18 protein-coding genes are annotated in these 18,960 nt (G+C 59.2%); 5 read left to right on the top strand and 13 right to left on the bottom strand.

Going from position 1 to position 18,960, the window contains the following annotated elements:
- Positions 1-13: 13 nt before the first annotated feature.
- The 5 genes from L7A20_RS00495 to L7A20_RS00475 form a co-directional block, all read right to left on the bottom strand.
- A complete protein-coding gene (locus L7A20_RS00495; protein ID WP_237222014.1) occupies positions 14-862 on the bottom strand; it encodes a glycosyltransferase in 849 nt (282 codons plus the stop codon).
- Positions 862-1,980: a glycosyltransferase family 4 protein gene (locus L7A20_RS00490; protein ID WP_237222013.1), complete on the bottom strand. Its 1,119-nt coding sequence runs from the start codon at positions 1,978-1,980 to the stop codon at positions 862-864. Before L7A20_RS00490 ends, L7A20_RS00495 begins: the two co-directional genes overlap by 1 nt.
- A gap of 5 nt (positions 1,981-1,985) precedes the next feature.
- A complete protein-coding gene (locus L7A20_RS00485) occupies positions 1,986-2,381 on the bottom strand; it encodes a DUF2304 domain-containing protein (RefSeq protein WP_237222012.1) in 396 nt (131 codons plus the stop codon).
- A 2-nt stretch (positions 2,382-2,383) separates the two neighbouring features.
- Positions 2,384-3,121 carry a glycosyltransferase family 2 protein gene (locus L7A20_RS00480; RefSeq protein ID WP_237222011.1) on the bottom strand — a complete coding sequence of 246 codons (738 nt, stop codon included), beginning with the start codon at positions 3,119-3,121 and terminating at the stop codon, positions 2,384-2,386.
- An 87-nt stretch (positions 3,122-3,208) separates the two neighbouring features.
- Positions 3,209-5,239 carry a DUF6541 family protein gene (locus L7A20_RS00475; RefSeq protein WP_237222010.1) on the bottom strand — a complete coding sequence of 677 codons (2,031 nt, stop codon included), beginning with the start codon at positions 5,237-5,239 and terminating at the stop codon, positions 3,209-3,211.
- Positions 5,240-5,480: 241 nt separating this feature from the next.
- On the opposite strand from L7A20_RS00475, the gene L7A20_RS00470 reads away from it, so the two are divergent.
- The 4 genes from L7A20_RS00470 (at position 5,481) to L7A20_RS00455 (ending at position 10,944) form a co-directional block, all read left to right on the top strand.
- Complete coding sequence (locus L7A20_RS00470) at positions 5,481-7,148, top strand: alpha-keto acid decarboxylase family protein (protein WP_237222009.1); 1,668 nt, start codon at positions 5,481-5,483, stop codon at positions 7,146-7,148.
- A 276-nt stretch (positions 7,149-7,424) separates the two neighbouring features.
- Positions 7,425-7,946, top strand: a complete 522-nt coding sequence (locus L7A20_RS00465) for a flavin reductase family protein (RefSeq protein WP_237222008.1) — start codon at positions 7,425-7,427, stop codon at positions 7,944-7,946.
- A gap of 39 nt (positions 7,947-7,985) precedes the next feature.
- Positions 7,986-9,584: an acetylornithine deacetylase gene (locus L7A20_RS00460; protein ID WP_237222007.1), complete on the top strand. Its 1,599-nt coding sequence runs from the start codon at positions 7,986-7,988 to the stop codon at positions 9,582-9,584.
- 34 nt (positions 9,585-9,618) lie between these two features.
- Positions 9,619-10,944 carry a hypothetical protein gene (locus tag L7A20_RS00455; protein ID WP_237222006.1) on the top strand — a complete coding sequence of 442 codons (1,326 nt, stop codon included), beginning with the start codon at positions 9,619-9,621 and terminating at the stop codon, positions 10,942-10,944.
- Between the two features lie 82 nt (positions 10,945-11,026).
- On the opposite strand, the gene L7A20_RS00450 is transcribed toward L7A20_RS00455, so the two are convergent.
- The 8 genes from L7A20_RS00450 to brnQ all read right to left on the bottom strand — a co-directional run bounded on the left by L7A20_RS00450 (position 11,027) and on the right by brnQ (position 17,950).
- Positions 11,027-11,989 (bottom strand): MIP/aquaporin family protein, encoded by a 963-nt coding sequence (locus tag L7A20_RS00450; protein ID WP_272878704.1) that lies wholly within the window; start codon positions 11,987-11,989, stop codon positions 11,027-11,029.
- A 267-nt stretch (positions 11,990-12,256) separates the two neighbouring features.
- Entirely contained in the window at positions 12,257-12,880 is a 624-nt protein-coding gene (locus L7A20_RS00445) for a VanZ family protein (protein ID WP_237222005.1), read from the bottom strand.
- Between the two features lie 80 nt (positions 12,881-12,960).
- Complete coding sequence (locus L7A20_RS00440; protein WP_237222004.1) at positions 12,961-13,362, bottom strand: fluoride efflux transporter FluC; 402 nt, start codon at positions 13,360-13,362, stop codon at positions 12,961-12,963.
- 3 nt (positions 13,363-13,365) lie between these two features.
- Entirely contained in the window at positions 13,366-13,821 is a 456-nt protein-coding gene (locus tag L7A20_RS00435) for a fluoride efflux transporter FluC (RefSeq protein WP_237222003.1), read from the bottom strand.
- A 9-nt stretch (positions 13,822-13,830) separates the two neighbouring features.
- Positions 13,831-14,292: an ATP-binding protein gene (locus L7A20_RS12030; protein ID WP_336603559.1), complete on the bottom strand. Its 462-nt coding sequence runs from the start codon at positions 14,290-14,292 to the stop codon at positions 13,831-13,833.
- A 7-nt stretch (positions 14,293-14,299) separates the two neighbouring features.
- Positions 14,300-15,385: a histidine kinase dimerization/phospho-acceptor domain-containing protein gene (locus L7A20_RS12025; RefSeq protein ID WP_336603558.1), complete on the bottom strand. Its 1,086-nt coding sequence runs from the start codon at positions 15,383-15,385 to the stop codon at positions 14,300-14,302.
- Between the two features lie 5 nt (positions 15,386-15,390).
- Positions 15,391-16,137 carry a response regulator transcription factor gene (locus L7A20_RS00425; protein ID WP_237222002.1) on the bottom strand — a complete coding sequence of 249 codons (747 nt, stop codon included), beginning with the start codon at positions 16,135-16,137 and terminating at the stop codon, positions 15,391-15,393.
- Positions 16,138-16,612: 475 nt separating this feature from the next.
- Entirely contained in the window at positions 16,613-17,950 is a 1,338-nt protein-coding gene (gene brnQ / locus L7A20_RS00420) for a branched-chain amino acid transport system II carrier protein (protein WP_237222001.1), read from the bottom strand.
- A 155-nt stretch (positions 17,951-18,105) separates the two neighbouring features.
- Between brnQ and L7A20_RS00415 the strand changes: the two genes are divergently transcribed.
- Positions 18,106-18,957, top strand: a complete 852-nt coding sequence (locus L7A20_RS00415) for a PRD domain-containing protein (protein ID WP_237222000.1) — start codon at positions 18,106-18,108, stop codon at positions 18,955-18,957.
- Positions 18,958-18,960: the final 3 nt, after the last annotated feature.

The raw sequence follows: 18,960 nt of genomic DNA, 5'->3' as shown, positions 1-18,960 counted from the left end.
GCCCCTCGATGTTTTAAGAACGTTTGAAGTAGGTGAAGTACTCGTGCAGGGGGCGGATAAGCCCGGACGCCCGCACAAACTGGACGCTGCGCCACAGCAAGTGCGGGGGTAATGCCAGGACGGCGGGAACGCCAAGAGTCTTCGCGAGCTGGCGGCGGCCACGAGTTACACAATCCACATGAGGCCCTCGAGGTGAAGCACCCTTGCTTAAATTGGAGGTATGGACTCTGTACAACACCAAGAATTCAGGCAACACAGCAACTTTTCCCAAGGTACCGATTCTTAGGGTTAAATCATAGTCTTCACACTGGTCTAGCCCGGGAGTATGCCCCCCAATCTTGTCATATGCGGACTTACGGAACATGACGGATGAATGAGGGATTGGGTTAAACAAGAAGAGGCTCTTACGCACGTCATCCGATACCACAGACTTCAAATCACCGATTTGCTGATCGTTCTCGTCAATCATATGAGCACGCGCTCCCACTAGAACACAATCTGGATGAGACTGGAGGTACTCTAGCTGTTCTGCAAAACGATGGGGCAGAGCAATATCATCACCATCGAGATTAGCGATGTATTCAGTATTGACATATTTAATACCTTCAATGATTGAACCGCTCATCCCCAGATAATGATTAAAGCGCAACACCAAAACTCTGCTATCAGTAAGCCACGGGTACTGTTCTTCCTCAGACTGTATTTGAGTAGCATCAAGGCTGATGTTAGGTCCGTTCAGAACTAGAACAACCTTTAAATCAATACCGTCACTCTGGAGGGCAGACTTCATAGCTTCATCTACCCACCGATTAAGTTCCCCGCTACGAACAATAACGGCAAGGGTTCCCTCTATCTTCTCCACTACAACTCCTCGTGAATCTTATGCCTAAAAGTCTGAATGATTCGCTCATAGGTCTTACCCTGGCTAGCCCAGCCCCACTGCTGGAGGTCTTCTACAGGGTACACCTGGGGGCCCTGCGCGAGCTCAGCACGTACAGCTGCCGCCAACTGAGGTACACCCTGCTGGCCGACAATGTGAACCCGAACCCCGGCGTCCTTAAGCACCCGGGCGCTCGATACATCGTAGGTAACGATTGCTGCCTGTGAAACGTAAGCATCGATGATGGTGGTTTGGAACCCTTCGGCTGCCACAGTGGGGTTAACCAAGGTCGCCCCGCGAAGCTCACGAGCTACAGTTGCGTGATCGACAAAGCCCTTGAAATCTACTGCGTCAGAAATACCCAGCTCAGCGGCATACGCTTTAGCCTTCTCTAAATCAGCTCCAGCACCCAGCACTACACCGGTAATCTCAGCATCTTCTGCATGGAGTTGCTGGACAGTTTCGAGAAAGGCCCGCCAACCCTTCACCTCAACTACACGGGCTAAAAAGACAAGCTTTTTCCGCTGGAAGACAACATCTTCAGGGGCAGCCATAGGCAGGGGAGAAACGTTATAAAAAACCTCAGCATCTACACCTGAAAGCTTTTTAACAAAATCGCAGGAGGGCTGAGAAACACCCAAAACCTTAGAAGCTGCACGGAGTGTCAGCACACCCAATGTACGGTCTACCAGCTGACTTGCTAGGCGAATAACAGCCTTCTCCGAGACCACAAAGCCCGAACCGTGCTCGGTATGGACTACGGGAATCTTCATCATTCGGCCTAAAGCAACCCCAAACCAGCTCATGCTAAAGAAGCGGGTATGAATCGAGATGACATCGATATTCTCGCGCTTCAGCACCTTAGCGAGGCGGGTAAGGCCCACTAGAGATGGGAAACCAAGGATGCCGTCGACGGTGAGGTATTCCTTGAGCCGATAAACCTTGATACCGTTTTCAACGCTCACACCGGGTGTATCTGAGAGGGTTACGATAGTGACCTTATGCCCTAGCCTGTGCAGCTCGGCTGACAGGGCAGAAACATGCTGCTCAAGGCCGCCCACCTTAGGGGGGTAGTTATTGATAACGAAGGCGATATTCATAGTCTCTATTTGCCCTCTTCTTCCGGGCGGCTTTCAGTAGGTACGGGGTGGCGGGGGTGCTCAGCGTTTCCCTGCTCTAGCTGGGCTCTGAGCATCGCCACTTCTTCAGCCAAGGTTCTGGCATCTTCCCCCAGTCGTGAGAGATCTAGAGTCAGGTGCAGGCAAATACCGATAAGCATAATAATTGCCAGCATGAAAAGCAGGTTGACTGGCACAATGACGCCTGTCAGGTCAGCAAGTGTGCTCAGCAGGTGGGGGAAGAGAGCCAGCACAATAATAGCTGCAGACACTAGCAACCACAGGGCAGCGTACTTTTCCTTCATCTTCTGGTTGCGCACCTGGGCGAAGACCATAACGAAGATGAGAACCGACAGGATCAGAAAAAAGACATTTGACGGCATGTTTAGCCCTCCCCGGCTGTTTTCTTACGCGTCATGGAGATACCGAAGGCGAAAAAGGATCGCACCAGGTAGATAGCTGATTTTAGAGGCCCTGATGAGGGAGTGCCGCCCTGCCGTTCCCGCATTTCTACCGGTACCTGAATGACCTTGCAGCCAGAACGAATAGCCATCACGGTTGAGTCGATGGTATCCCCTAGATACTCAGCAGGGAAAAATTCACAGTACTGCTGAATGCCCCGGCGGTTTACCGCACGGAAGCCGCTAGTGACATCGGTAAATTTCTCACCCGAGATACGGGTGAAGAGGAAGGAGAGCAGGCCCATTGCCCATTTACGGGGGCCTCGTACCTTGTAGGTATCAGAGGCTGCAAAGCGGGAGCCGATAACGATATCGGCCCGGTTCAGGCCTTCAATGAGGGTGTCGATAAACTCAGGTGGGTGCTGGCCGTCCGAATCCATTTGCATAGCAATGTCGTAGTCCATACGGCGGGCATACCGGTACCCGGTTCGCATGGCAGCACCAACCCCCATGTTGTAGGGCAGGTCAATGACGAAAGCACCGGCCTTGCGGGCCACTTGGGCCGTACTATCTGTAGAGCCGTCATTAATGACGACCAGGTCAACCCAGGGAGCCTTGGCCCGAAGGTCAGCAATCGTCGCTCCGATAGCCTCTTCCTCATTCCAGGCGGGCATAATCACCAGAACGCGCGGACGCTCCTGCGGTGCAGATTCACTGTTCATCTGTGGGCTGGCTTTCCTGTCTCGTGCATCTATCGGCCGATAGGTAACATGCGTATGGCCCAGTCTATCAGTTTGGGATAGCCCGCCTTAGGGCGCTGAGCAGGCTGTGATCTTGTATAGAACAGCATCACCTTCGCGGTGAACCTCGGTCAGCACTCCAGATTCAGCTAGCCCCTCAAAGCCTGCGTACCAGCTACTGTGGTCATGCCCGCTGACTTCTGCACGACCGAAGTCAAGATAGTAGTCAGCATTGAGGTTATCCAGAGCACGGCAGACCTGAGGGTCTGTGAGAGCCTGATTCAGATGATCCTGGACGTACTTCACATCATCATCTGCGGAATAGATAGTGTGGTAGGCGGTCACGGGACGGTCTGCTATTGCATAGGCCAGAGCAGCGCCAGTGAAAGGCTGCACTACAACGGTCTCACCTTCGGGCACATACTCATCGAGCACCTCAAGCATGTCGAACTCATCGGTGTTCAAGAGGTCAGATTCAGGGTCAGGAGCATACTCGTAGTAGTTCGCCTCAACCTGGTTCTGCAAAGCGGTGCTAGTTTGGCCAAACCCAGCTACAGCAAACAGGGCTACAGCACCGACTACTAGCATGCGTCGGGCGCTCTCCCACTGGGTTCGCTGCCACCACTGGCTAGCAACCAGTTTTTCCGCTACCCAGTGCACAGCCAGGGCCAGCATAGGAACGCTCATAACGGGCAAGAGGGCGGCCAGACGGAAAGAATCGTGGTACCAGAGGCCTACGACTTCATAGCGTCCGTCCTCCCATGCCAAGGAGCGGGCAGCTACATAGAAGTAAACAACCACAGCCCAAGCACCAAGCACCCAGAGGGAGTAAACATTGGCACGGCGGGTGAACGTATACAGGCCAATGACAAAAACAATGGCCAGGAACCACTGGGGCTTAAAGCCCATCGCGGCAAAGGCAAAGGGTTCCCCAAGAGCCTGCCCCTGGGTGAGGACGGGGCCCCACACTTCGCCTGCGGCCTGGGGCGGACGGACCACACCCCACAGAATGTTCATCACGATGAAAATCAGCGCAACGCCCAGGGCTGTGGCTCCCGCCGCACCCCAGTAGGCACGGTGCTTAAAGCTAGTAACGAAGTTAAGAATGACGCGGCCAAGCAGCAGAGGAATAATCATTACCAGGAGCGACATGATTGCGTTGGGGTGGGCAATCGCAATAGCCAAAGCTACCCAGACCCCTAAGACCACCGACTGCAGGGTTGAGATACGGCGAACCGCTACCATGCGGAAGAGCTGCGCTACCAGACCGATACCGGCAGGCATCAGGGCAATACCTAGAAGGTTCGGGTACAGCACACCGAAATCAAGCAACAGAATAGGGTAGGCAGTAAAGGCAGCTGCGAAAGCTCCCACCACCACGACGCCTGCGGTGTTCAGCTTAAAAATTTGGCGCACCATAAAAACTGTGCTGAGAGGCCAGATAATAGCCGAAACCACTACAGCCATAGTGTTAGTTGCCACCGGTATGTCAGCGCCTGAGCCCATCGTAATGAGCGAAACGATAGCGTGCCAAGCTCCGGGGTAAAAGGTAGGTTCCCCTTCAACCGTTGTCATTGCACCCAGGGTGAGGGGCGAGGCGCTACCTGTATCTTCAATGAAACGCACTGCGTTGAGATGGAAGCTGTTATCCCAGGTCTGAGAAATCCATTCAGGCTGGCCAATAGCATTCGTAACGTTGCGCCACAGCAGGAGGGCACCCACAAGGAAGCTGCCCCAGTACACCATCTGATCTTTCGACCACCAGGCACTAGCCACTACAGAACGTTGAGGAGGAAGCCACCTCCCCTGATGTGAACGAGCTGGAGCAGAGCCCAGCCCAGCCCAGCGTCCTACTAGAACCACAAGCAGAATAACGGCAGCCAGCACTACAGCCGAGGCAAACGGAACCCATAAAGCCCAGCGAATACCGAGCATAGGAGTCACGGTTGCACCCAGCATAATAGCTGCCACAGAAAGCGCCGGGGCTAGACCAAAAGCCTCAAACCCGCGTAGCCGGGCAGCCGCCGAAATCAGCAGGCCCGGAACAAAAAGATAGATAAGCCCAACCAGTAGAGGCATTGCAATCTCGAACCAGCTCATCGTTCTCCTTGTTTGTGGCCACAGCGGGGGGGTAAAGCGTCCTCCCCAAGTCTAGTAGTAAAGCCCGGTAAGGAGGTGCTGAAACCTTTAAACAAAGGTCACAGGTGCTAGATACAGTGATTCTGCACGCCAGGCTAAGACTCAGGCGCTCGGCGCCCAATGGTGGGGCGGGCGAAACCCACTACACTGGAAGGTAAATGGCGCAGGTCACACGGCCTGTTTTACCTAGTACAAGGAGTCAATGATGACCTATACCGTGGGTAACTACATTCTCGATCGTCTGGCTGAGCTGGGCGTAGATAAGGTCTTCGGTGTGCCCGGGGACTTTAACCTCTTCTTCCTCGACGATGTGCTGGCGCACGAGAAGCTGGATTGGGTGGGCAACGCGAATGAGCTCAACGCCGGATATGCGGCGGACGGCTACGCCCGCGTCAAGGGCCTGGGCGCCCTGGTGACCACCTACGGTGTGGGTGAGCTGTCAGCTATCAACGCAACTGCCGGCTCCTACGCTGAGAATGTGCCCGTGATTCACATTGTGGGTGCACCCAGCCTGTCGGCCCAGAATTCTCACCTGCGCATGCACCACACCCTGGGCGATGGGGATTTCAAGCATTTTATGCGTATGGCGTCCGAGGTATCTGCCGCCGTTGCGGCCCTGCACCCGGCGACCGCTGCGACCGATATCGACCGCGTCATCCGCACCGCCGTCATCCACCGTAAGCCCGGCTACCTGATGCTGCCGGTTGATGTATCGACCATGCCGGCCACTCCCCCGTCGCGTCCGCTCGATGTGGATAGCCACGTTTCCTCGCCCGATATTGAGGCCCTCTTCAAGGACGCCGTCGCCGACTTCATGCGCGGCAAGAGCGTGACGGTGCTGGCAGATATCATGGCTGAGCGTCTGGGGGCGGTGCAGGACGTCCGCGCCCTGGTGACCGAGACCAAGTTCCCCTTCGCGTCCCTCATGTGGGGCAAGGCCGTACTGAACGAAACCAAGCCTAACTTTGCGGGCATCTACGTGGGTGGACTGTCGGCTGAACATACCCGTGCGGTAGTGGAAGATGCCGAGGTTTTGGTCTGCGCTGGCGTGGAATTTACAGATACCACAACCGGCATATACTCACATCAGATAGACTTTGGGCGGGTTATTAACATCGGTGCTGAAAGCACCAGCATCGCCGGTCGCCACTATGCCCCGCTCACCATGGCCAGCGCCCTGAACATCGTTAAAGAAGTGTCCCTAGAGCTCGGCCTGAAGGGCACCCCCTTTGAGGCACCCACCACCGACGAGCCCCTACCTGAGATCACCGACGAAGCCCTGACCCAGGACGTCCTGTGGCGGGTTCTCTCATCAAACCTGGACGAGAAGAACACCGTTGTGGTCGATATGGGTACCTCTTTCTTCGGCATGGCAACCCGCAAGTTCCCACGCAACTCCCGCTTTATCGGCATGCCCCTGTGGGGTTCTATCGGCTACTCTATTCCGGCCCTGCTGGGTGCGGCCATGGCCGATACCGATTCCCGTGGCGTGCTGATGGTGGGTGACGGCTCAGCCCAGCTGACGATTCAGGAGATTGGCACCATTATCCGCGAGGGTGTGAACCCGGTGGTCTTCTTGATTAATAATGACGGCTACACCATCGAGCGGTCGATTCACGGCGTCGAGGCCCAGTACAACGACATCACCGCCTACGACTGGTCGAAGATTCCGGCAGCCTTTAGCGGTACGGACGCCAACACGCTAACTCTGCGGGCAGCTACAGTTCGCGAGTTTGACGAGGCCTGCCACCTTGCCAAGGAAAACCGTGACAAGCTGGTCTTCATTGAGGTGGTCACCGCCCCCATGGATATGCCCGAACTGCTTGAAAAGTTCGGCGCCCAGGCAGCCCAGCTGAACAAGAAGAAGTAGCACAAGAACCCCCAAGGACGCGCCCGCCCCGCCTTCATCGACGAAGGCGGGGCGGGTGCGTCCGGCTGTACCGGGAGCAGGTAGCGAGCACCTGCCTGCTTAACCTGCTACGGCTTCTACTCTTTGTTACAGCCCGCGCACGTAACAGTGTCACAGTTCTACTCATAGGGGCAATATGTGAGAAAGGCTAGGGTTTGGCGCACCCGAAGTCCTAGGCTGAAGACCAAGCGCTCCCAGCGCTGTAGTCCCCAAGCAGCCGCACAAAGGAAACCGATCATGACCACCCAGGTAAATATCAGCGAAAAGACCGCCACTGAACTGTTCTGCGAGGCTTTCGGCGCGCAGGCGGCGGGCGTTGCCATCATTACCGCTGAAGGTTCCGACGGCCTGCCGGGTGGCCTGACTATTTCATCTCTGTCATCGGTTTCTGCTGAGCCCCCCATTGTCTCTTTCTCTTTCAAGGACCGCACCGGCTCCGCTGCCCGCATCATCAACGCTGATTCCTTCCTGATTCACCTGATCGGTGCCGACAACATCGAGATTGCCAAGCTCTTCTCCATCAGCAAGGCCGATAAGTTCGGTGATACCTCCACCTGGGATCGTCTACCCACCGGCGAACCCCTACTGCACGGGGTAAGCCGGGTGCTGCGCGTCCGCCCCCTGGGTACCCTCGATGCTGGCCCCGCCGTGGTCTTTACCGCCGAGGTCACCGACTTCATCCGCCACGACGCCAACGCCGCCCCCACCGTTTACCACGCCCGCCGCTTCCACGGCCTGGGCGACCACTCCGCCCTGTAATCTAGCGCCCCGGCGGGCCCAGGGTTTTAGACTGGTGCTATGACACTCCCTGCATCTCTTCCCTGGATTGAAAAGCTCATCGCAGCCCAGTCCATCAGCCAGACCAGCAACCGCCCCGTGCTCGACCTGCTGGCGGCTGAGTTTGAGGCTCACGGCCTGACCCCGCACTACACCTACAGCGAGGATGGCGAGCGCGCCAACCTGTTTGTGACCGTGCCCGCCGCTGACGGTGGTACGGACGGCGGCGTGGTGCTGTCGGGGCATACGGACGTGGTGCCGGTTAAGGGCCAGGCTTGGACGGTCACCGACCCTTTCACTCCCCTGGTGAAGGACGGCAAGCTTTACGGGCGCGGGGCCTCCGATATGAAGTCTTTTATTGGGTCAGCTATGTGGCTGCTGCCCCAGTTGCGTGAAGCAGAGCTGGTGAAGCCCGTTCATTTCGCTTTTTCCTACGATGAGGAAATTGGCTGTGTGGGTGCGCCTGCCATGGTCAGAGATTTTAAGGCCCGCGGTATTAACCCTGATTTTGCGGTGATTGGTGAACCGTCCATGATGCAGGTAATTTCTGCCCATAAGGGTGCCCACCGCGGCCGGGTGACTTTCAAGGGTATTGCCAAGCATGCATCCTTGGGCCCGCACGGGGTTAACGCCCTGGCGCAGGCGGCGGAGTTTATTACTTTCTTTGAGCAGCTGGCCGGTACCTGGCGGGCTGAGGGTCCCTTTGATGAGGGGTTTGTGGTGCCCTATTCCACCGGCGGGGTGAACTTTGCCCGCGGTGGTATTCAGTACAACATTGTGGGTGAGCACGTGGTGCTGGAGTATGACTTCCGCACGGTTCCCCAGATGACGACCAGCGAGGTGATTGCCCTGGTTGAGGCGAAGATTGCCGACGACCTGCTGCCTGCCCTCAAGGCGCGGGCGGCGGACGCTGAGGCCCTAGCTGGCGCTGCACCCGGCGAGTTTGTTGACGCCGTGGGTATTACCCATGAGCTGCTGGCTGCCGTCCCTGCCCTGGGAACCGCTGACGGTGCTGAGATTATTGCCCTGGCTAACGAGTGGGCGGGGCGCCCCGGTTCTGTGGAGGCCCAGAAGGTTACCTACGGTACTGAGGCTGGCCAGTTCGCCCTCTACGGCGGGGTGCAGGCGGTGGTGTGCGGCCCCGGCGATATCGCCCAGGCCCACACCCCCAATGAGTGGATTGAGCTGAGCCAGATTGAGACCTGCGACCGCTTCATGCTCAAGGTGCTGGAGTGGGCTAGCCAGGAACAGGAGAATACGATGACACCCCAGGACGCAGGTGCGCGACCCCGTCGGCGTATTCGGGTTTTTCCGGAATGGGGAATTGATTTCCCCCTGTGGGGTGCTCCCAGTGAGCTAGAGCAAGCCGGAGAGTACCCCTACCCTTATGACCCGGAAGATTTACCCCAGGTTCCGTCTGACCTGGTGGAAGAGCTTGCGGCTTGGTCACAGGCGTGGGTGACCCGGGCAGCTGAAGAGATGGGTGAGATTCCTCCCCGTCCCCTCACCCAGCAGGAGCGCCACCAGGAAGAACTGGAGTGGAAGAACCAAGGTAAGGCCCTGGTAGAGAACCTGCGGGCAGTTTTAGGGGATGACTTCGAGATTATCTATAAGGGCTAGCCAGAAATAGGGCCGGGTATCTAAACTGGGCCCTATGAGTGCTTCACATCACTTTATCCCCTACCCGTCGGCGCCGGGCCTACACCCGGCCCTGGCCGGTATTCTGACGGTTCCCGTCAGCCTTGAGCGGGCGGGTGAACCCTCCCTTCTGGTCTATCTTCAGGGAGAGGTGGAACAGCACCTGCCCCAGCCTCCCGGGAGGGGAAAGATTACCGTCACCTACCGCCCCGACACCGCGGCGGGGGTGCAGGTCAGCGCCCTCTATTACGCTGGGCACGGAGAGTGCGCGGACGCCGGCACCTGGCAGATTACCGCCTCGTCGGCTCCCCTACTCGGTGGGGAGGGGCTACCCGTTCTGACCGAAACCAGCCCGGACACCTTTCAACCTGCCGTTACGGGTGATGAACTCACCGAGGAGCTGGAGCTTCTCGCTGGCTTTTGCCGGGGCGTCCGAGCCCTGATTGACCGAGAACTGGGCAACCAGCCCTACCCGGCGACCTGGCCCCGGCTCACGCCCGGGGTAGTGACCCGCTGTAGCAACCTGCCCTATCTCACCTCTGCCACCCAGGCGGTATCCGAGGTCGATCTAACCCTAGCCCTGCCCGCCTCTCCGCTGCGCTGGTGGGGGTTCGTGCCCGTCCGCCCCTCCTGTGACAATGTGCGGGGTCTGGCAGCAACCGCCAGCGGGGCACGGCCTGAGAGCCTGTGGCCCAAAGGGTTCTACAGGGACTACTCCCAGGCACAACAGGGCTACCGGCCCGCCACCTTGCGTCGTGCGGCCAGCACCGATACCGATTGCTGGGTGCTGAAGCTGAGTTGGCTCAACAGCATGACCCTTTATGTTCAGCGCAGCGGCAACTGGGATATTGTCTACGGCTCCCCGCTGGTAGGGGCCCAGGAAAACCTCCCCTTTACCGGGGGCAAGTACGAGGTAGCGGACGTCCGCGCCGCCTCTTCCCTAGAACCTCTGGTGCGGGCGATTCACAGGGATCTCTACGAAGAGCCCGGCCTACCCCCGGTGACCCAGTGGCGTATCGGGCCGCATTCAGAGACCGTGCACCTGGCCCTTGCCAATGACTGGGGAGAGTTCTTCCCCCTCTGGTACGCCGATGGTAAAGGTCTGGCCGAGGATCTTGAGCTGGCCCCGTCCACCCGGCAGTTACTGGGCAATTGGGCGAGCCTCTGGGAAGACCTGGAAATGGGCCCGGAAGACCCCACCAACCCCACAACCCGGGCCTGGCGGCAGCTGGGTGAGAGACTGCGCGAGACCCTCACCAGCGAACTGGGTGCGGGCTACACCGTCAAACTCCATCTGGTGAGCCGCACCCAGCCCTGGAGTGAGCTGCAAGACCGCGCCTAGATAGGGTCGGTGCAGACTTTTTGGGCTGTGTGCAGAGAAAACCCTGCACACAGCCCAAGAAGTCTGCACAGCACCGAGTGGGTTACTCCCAGAAGGCCCTCTTCTGCACGACCGGGATTTTGCCGGTGGGCACGTAGGTGGCGGCGGCGGACGCGGCGGTAGCCTCGGTGTCCTCACTCTGGGGCAGCACCTCAGCCGACTTAGACCGGTACATGTGCTTATTAGCCCACAGGCCAAACCCGAGCACAGCCAGGGCCAGCACGACGCCGACCACCTGGAAGATAGAGAACTGGCCGTCGTAGTAGAGCTTGAAGAAGGACCCACCCATCATGCCGCCTGCGATGGGGGCGCACACCGGCACCCAGGCGTAGTACCAGCGGGAGCTACCCTTACCGTGAATAGGTAGCAGGGCGTGCATGAGGCGGGGGCCGAAGTCGCGGGCCGGGTTGAGGGCAAAGCCGGTCTGACCACCCAAACCAATCACCAGCACAGTGACCAGGAAGCCAAAAGCCAGGGGCTTGAGCACGTGGTTCAGGTTGAGGGCCAGGGCTGAACCTTCGAGTACGGGGGTGAAGTTAACTCCCACGTAGAGGGCTGAGAAGACCAGCAGGAAGGTACCGATAATCTCAGACAGGGCGTTGGTGAAGTAGTTGTGAATGGCCGGCACAGTGGCAAAAACACCGAGCTTGATCTTGCGGTCGGCGGTTGCCTTCCAGTGGGGCAGGTAGTTGAGGAAGACGAAGCCCGCGCCCACCATGGCACCGGCGACCTGGGCGATGATGTAGCCGGGCACCATGGCCCAGTCGAACTCCCCGTAGGCGGCTAGGCCGATGGAAACAGCAGGGTTGAGGTGCCCACCTGAGTAGGCGTGGGAGGCGTAGACACCGAAGGCAACGGCAAAGCCCCAGCCGAAGGCGATGGTGAAGAAGTTGTCGCCGTGGCCCTTGGAGCGGCGCAGTTCGACGGTGGCGATGACCCCGCAGCCGATGGTCACCATAATCATGGTGCCCAGGAATTCAGCGAGGTAGGGGCTGATGGTGTTCACGTGTTTCTCCGCAAGTGTCGGGGGCTAGTACGCCCAGGCAGGTGCCGGATCCTTCAGCCCATAGTTTGCTTCACTTGGCTTTAAGTGTGAATGATTGGGTTTTACCCGGCAAGGCTTAGGGGTAAAAGTGCCCTAACACTTAAGCGGTTTATCGCCCTCTTTCCCGAATGCTGTGACCAAGCACCCACCAGCCCCGCCCACCAGCTAAGACGGCTATGGGCGGGGCGGGCGTCCGCGCGGGGCAAAGAGGCGGACGCACCCGCCCCACTAGCGCCCGAAGAGGCGGCGCAGCTGCCCCGGCAGGGTATGGCGGTGCTGCCAGGAGGCGAGGGCACCCCAGCCCAGTACGGCCCCCAGGGTGTTGTTGAAGATGTCTTCGGCGTCAAAGGTTCGGATAGCGCAGTCGTAGTAACCCCAGATACCGGTCAGCTGGGTCAGCTCAATCGCGAGCGAGGTTCCAAAGGCAGCAAAGAGCACGGTGCGAAAGCTAGCCCCCCAGCGCCAGCGGGCCAGCAGGCCAAAGGGCACGAAGAGCAGTACGTTCAGCAGCATCTGTAGCACGTAGATCGAAAAAAGGGCGCCGAGCAAGCTGTCGTTGGCGACAATGGCAAACTCTATGCTCCAGCCCAAAGAAAAGCGGGGGTAGGTGCTGCCCCAGCCGTCGGGGCAGACAAAGACGTCGTTATCGGGCAGGGGTAGGAAGGTGTAGGCGATGACCCCGGTAGCGTAGAGCACCAGGACGCCCGTGGCAGCTATGCGGCGCAGGAGCCTGCGGGTGGGCAGGTGGCGGCCAAACCACCAGAGGGCGGGCACGATAAACACCATGAGCAGGGCCCAGAGGGAAAGCGCCTGCTGGAGCACGGGAATCGAGAAGTAGAAGTAGTACCGCATAGCCTTATATATCAACAAGAATCTGAGTGATTGAGTGTACCGGGTTTAGCTGGGTCATAACAGAGAAGAATAACGAGAGACTAGATGAGGGCGGTCAGGGCCAGCCCGGCCGCGGCGGCAGCGGTTGCGGCAAATAGTTGGCCGAGGGCAAGGACGACGGTGGCCAGCTTACCGGGGGCTCGTAGGGTTTCGAGCAGGGCGGTGGAGAAGGTGGTGTAGCCACCTAAGAAGCCCACCCCCAGAATGAGGGTGAGGTTTTCTGTAATTACAAAAGTTTCCGCACCGGGAATAGGCTCAATATGGGCAGCAAGAAGGCCGGTGAGGCAGCCCAAAAGAAAAGACCCCGTGACATTAATAAAGAATGTACCTAACGGCATAGATACTTGCCAGAGCTTTGATGCAAGCGCCTTAACCCAGGCATCAACCCACAGGCGCAGGGCGGCGCCTGCGCCACCGGCAATAAAGACCAAAAGATAGACCATGCCCTACTCCCCCGCTCCACGAGCTGACCGACCAGCGTGGGGCGGGCGTCCGCGCCTCCCCCATCTGCCCCCGAGCTGCCAACCGGCCCAGGCCAGCAGGTAACCACCGACCAGCGAGAGCAGGGCATACCCAGCAGCCGTCCACCAGTACCCCACCAAGGTGAGCTGGGCTAGCGCCAGGGCAAAGGTGGAATAGGTGGTAAAACCACCCAAAAAGCCGGTACCCACCAGCACACGGAGCTGCTCAGAACCAGCCGAAAGAACCCCACCGGGGGCGGTAGCAAGCAGGTGCCCAGTCAAGAAAGCCAGCAGAAAAGCACCAGCCCAGTTCACCAGTAGCACCGTCACAGGCACGGGTAATCCAGAGACGGGAAAGGCAGCTAGGAGCAGAGCCCGCACGAGAGCACCGGCCCCTCCACCCACAAAGACAAGCCAGGTAGTACGAAAGGTAGGAGTCACTCTCCCAGCCTACGCCGACGCTAAAGGTAGACGCACCGTGAACTCGGTACGGCCGGGGCGAGAGACCACATCGATCGACCCGCCATGAGCCTCCACTATGGCTTTAGCGATGGGCAACCCCAGACCCGTTGTGCCGTCGGAGCCGGAACGGGCAACGTCCGCCCGCGTGAAGCGGTCAAAAATCTTGCCCTTGAACTCTGGGTCAATGCCGGGGCCGTTATCACTCACGCTCATAATAGCCTCACGTCCGCTGGCAGAAATCGACAGGGAGGCAGTCACTGTGGTGCCCTCATCCGTGTGCTTGCGGGCATTAGACAGCAGGTTCAGCAGCACCTGCTGTAGCTGGGAACGATCACCGCGCACCTCCACCACATCCTCAGGCAGATTGAGCTGCCAGATATGGGAGGGAGCTGCCACCTGCAGGTCCATGACGTTTTCTACCAGCAGTTCGGTCAGATCCACCTGGGTCATCTCGGGTTCACGCCCCCTCATCCAGGCGGGCCAGCAGAAGCAGGTCTTCCACCAGGCGCGACATGCGCTCAGTTTGCGAGTTCACGCGCTCTAGCGAGGTCTTGCCCTGGTCGGTGAGGGTTTCTGTCCAGCGAATCATATCGGCGTACCCCCTGATAGCCGCCAGAGGGGTGCGTAACTCGTGGGAGGCGTCCGCAACGAACACCCGCATCTGCTCCTCGGTGCGCGAGCGCGCCTCAAGAGCCGACTGCACGTTGTCTAGGAGCTGGTTGAGGGCATACCCAACCGCTCCTACCTCGTCGCCGGGGTGGGCGTCCGCGGGTTGCACGCGGGTTGCCTCGGGCAGGGTTTCGAGGGCCAGGTCCATGTGGGCGACGCCCGCTGCGACCTGCGAGACCCGCTCAAGGGGTTGCATGGTGCGGCGGATAATCCAGGAGCCCAGCACACCGGCACCGATCATCACGGCAACCGAGCCTGCAGCGATCACAGCTACCAGCACAGCCAGGGTGCGGTGGGTTTCTGCCAGGGGTACGCCGGTGACGATGACGCCCTCGCTGACCGGGTTATCCTGCATGACAACCAGGTATTCGCCCACCTCAAGGTCTACTTCAACGGTTCCGTCAGAGGTGGAGAGCGCCAGCAGGGTCTGCTGGTCGGTGTCACTGAGGGTCTGGGTGGAGCCAACCGAGTCAAGTAGACCAGCCACCACGGTCTGGCCGTTGGCGGTGCACAGGCTCAGAGTACCGGGCCCTTGGCCGGGGGCGTCGAGGGTGGTGCGGCCGTTGAACTGCTGGCAGCCGTCTACCTCAGCACTACCACCCTGCCCGGCGGGACCGCCGGGTTTGAAAGAAACCGCTCGGTGGGCAGCTTCGTCGAGCTGCCCGTAGGCCCGGTCCATGAGGGAGCTAGAGAGGGCGATGTAGCTTGAAACGCCAATAATCAGGCAGGCGATACCCAGCATGGTCACCAGAATGGCGATGAGCTTGGTGCGCAGGTGGGGGGCGGTGCGCAGCCCGGTGGGGACTGCGTCCTGGGCCTGCTCCTGCCCCGAAGCGGGCGCAGGACTGCCCGCAGACTGTGAAGGTGCTGCCATGGGCCCTACTGGTTGGCGGGTTTAATGACGTAGCCTGCGCCGCGCACGGTATGAATCATGGGCTCACGGCCCGCATCAATCTTTTTGCGCAGGTAGGAGATGTAGAGTTCCACAATGTTGGCCTGGCCGCCGAAGTCGTAGTTCCAGACATTATCGAGAATCTGGGCCTTAGAGACCACGCGCTTAGCGTTTTCCATGAGGTAGCGCAGCAGATCGAATTGGGTTGCGGTGAGCTGGATTTCTTCGCCGCCGCGGGTAACTTCGCGGGTGTCCTGGTTGAGCACCAGGTCGCCGACTACGAGTTCAGCGTCGTTAGCTGCTGCTACGCCGGAGCGCTGCACCAGGCGGTGCAGGCGGATGATGACCTCTTCCATGGAGAAGGGCTTGGTGACGTAGTCGTCGGCGCCGGCTGCCAGGCCGACGATGCGGTCGTCCACGGAGTCTTTGGCGGTGAGGAAGAGGCAGGGCACCTCGGGGTAGAGCTTGCGGATGCGGGAGAGCAGCTCAACACCGTCGAAGCCGGGCATCATGATGTCGAGCACGAGGACGTCGGGGCGCCAGTCGCGAGCGATAGCCAGGGCTGCGGGGCCCTCACCCGCTGGTTTAACCTCCCAGCCAATCATTTTGAGTGCCACACTGACCAGCTCTTCGAGCATGCGCTCATCGTCTACCACGAGGGCGCGAATCGGCGACCCGTCGGGGTGTTCAAGGGCCGGAAGGTTCTTGGCGATATCGGTTGCTGTGCTGCTCATACTTCTAAGGGTAGCCAACCGCGGAAGTTTAGGGGTACCTTAACCGCTATTTGGGGGCTTTGGGGCTGTTTTCACAGGCGATTCTTATGCGAGTGTGAGCGGGAGCAAACTGGAAGCGGGGGTCCTTATAGAAGCAAGTGGGAGGCTGTTTTGTGTCGCATGAATGACACAGAGATGTAATGTTTCACAAAGACCTGCCATTATGAGCACCGCGGGTTTATTTCCTGGACTTCATCGGGTAGAGTTTTGAGCAGGCTGTCAATTGTTTATTTTTGAAGAAACTTTATGACGGGTTGCCTAGAGGCTTTCTAAGTTTGAGTTGAATGAACCACATCGCAACTCGTTAGACGGGCTCGCGTTGATGGTTGTGGTTCCCCTCAGCGCGAGCCTCTCTACAGCAAAGGGTCTTGCCCCGCAGATGCGGGAGCAAGACCCTTTCTTTTTGCCCTCCTAAGGGGCCGGTTCGGCGCCCGGCTTAGCGGGCGGACGCGCGGCGGTGCTGCACCAGGTCGATAGCCGCACCCATCAGGGCGGCAATCAGGGTGGGAACGAACCAGCCCAGGTCGTAGGCGTGGGCGGGGGCCCAGCTGATAAGGGGCTCGATGACGTTTGAGCCAAGCCCCTGGGAGTTGAGGGTCATGAGCAGGGCCCAAATCACCGAGACCAGCAGGGCGAAGCGGTGGGTGAGGTTCATCCAGGGGGCGCGCAGGGCGGCCTCAAGGAGGGTGAGGACGACCAGAGTCAGGGCCGGCGGGTAGAGGGTGGTGATGATGGGGATAGCGAAACTCATCAGCCCTTCAAGGCCGAAGGACGCCAGCACGAAGGCAATCAGGGTGAAGATGATAGCCCAGGTGCGGTAGGAGACCGAGGGGACCAGCTTGTTGAAGAAGGAGCTGGTTGCGCCGATGAGACCCACCGAGGTGGTCAGGCAGGCTAGCAGCACAATGAGGCCGAATACGACGGCACCGGGGCCGCCCATGGTCTGGGCTGCGGCGTCGGTGAGCAGGGCTGCGCCGTCCTTGTATCCCTGGCCGTCCGCGATATGCTCGCCAATATAGCCCAGCCCCAGGTAGACCGCACCCAGCAACACGCCGGCAATACCGCCGGCCAAGGCGACGCTGCGGAGCATCTCGCTGCGTCCGGTCACCCCTTTTTCACGCAGGGAGGCAATCACGATGATGCCGAAGGCAAGAGCTGCCAGGGAATCCATGGTCATGTAGCCGTTGACGAAGCCGGTGGCAAAAGCACCCGTGGCGTAGTCTTCAGTCGGTGCAGCCGAGGGAGTGCGCAGGGTAATAAAGCTCATCACGACCAGCACACCCAGCAGGATCACCAGGGCGGGGGTCAGGTACTTGCCCAGGGTGTCGACGATACCGGTGGGGTTCATAGCCAGCAGGTAGGAGACACCAAAGAAGACGGCAGAGAAGATGAGGGTGGGCACCATGCCGTCCGCCGACATATAGGGGTCCACAGCCATGGCGTAGCTGACGGTGGCAGTACGTGGCAGGGCGTAGAGGGCACCGATGGAAAGGTAGACCAGGGGCGGGAAGATCAGAGCGAAGATTCTGCCGCCGCGAGAGGCCAGGTCTTGCAGGTCGCGGCCGGTGACGGCGAGCGCCACGACTGCCAGAATAGGCATTAGGACGCCGGTGACCAGGAAGCCGGTAATGGCGGGGGTGAAGTTCTCGCCGGCTTCTGCCCCGAGCATGGCGGGGAAGATGAGGTTGCCTGCACCGAAGAACATGGAGAACAGCATGAGAGCTGTGACCACGATACTGGTGAGAGGTCGTGCGGGGGCTGGTGCTGAGTTCATAAGTATGGAGGTAATTCTTTATATGTACGGAAGGGTTCAGTTTACTCCCCTTTGTTGGGAACGGCGCGGGCGCCTAGGGGCCGTAAAGGACCGCGGGTCGGTAGACTGGTAAGGATATTCGCACGTTTGCATGTCTGAGCTGAAAGGGGGTCACGTTGCGCATTTCACGTATTTATAACAACAATGTGGCCCTGGCCCAGGCCTACACGGGCGAGCAGATGGTGGTTATTGGCCGGGGCTTGGCTTTCGGTAAGCGCAAGGGCGATATGGTTGATCCCACCCTGATTGAGCAGACTTTTGTGCCGGAACATGGCACCCCTGATGAGACCCTGGCTGGGTCGCTGGCTAAGATTCCATCGGAGATTCTGGGCCTGGCAACCGAGCTTGAGTTCTTGGTCAAGGCCGAGGGCATTACGATTTCTCATTCCTTTATCGTGCCGGTGGCTGACCATATCAGCTATGCGGTGGTGCGGGCCAGGGAGGGGCTGGCGGTGGATTACCCCCTGGCTCTTGAGGTGTCTCAGCTGTACCCGCAGGAGGTGCGGTTTGGGCGCCGCGCCCTGGAGCTGGTCAAGGAGCGCTTGGGTGTTGAGCTGCCCGAGATTGAGGCAATTCCACTAGCTATGCACCTGGTTAATTCGCAGTTTGCCTCTGAGGATATGGGCGGCACCTACCGCATGACTGAGGTGCTCTCTCAAATTTTTGAGGTGATTGGGGCTGGCTTTGGCGGCCCGGTGGATCGCTCGCTCATGAGCGCTGCCCGTTTCGTGACGCACCTACGCTATCTCTTTGTGCGCGCGGGTGCCGCCCAGACTGCGGACGCGGGCACGAGCGTCCCCCTGCTCCTTGAAAGTTTGAAGGACGCCCACCCCCGCGCCTTTGCTGCGGCGGTGAAGGTGAAGCTGGTGCTTGAGATGCATCTGGAGCAGAACCTGACCGATGATGAGCTGACTTATCTGACGATCCATATCGCCCGCCTGGCCCGGGACCAGTACGGAACCTCCTAGCGG

The sequence above is a fragment of the Rothia nasimurium genome (genome assembly GCF_928381415.1).
In the GTDB taxonomy this organism is placed as follows: Bacteria; Actinomycetota; Actinomycetes; order Actinomycetales; family Micrococcaceae; genus Rothia; species Rothia nasimurium_H.
Note: the sequence above shows the minus strand (reverse complement) of the source record. Positions and strands in the feature narration are given on the sequence as shown.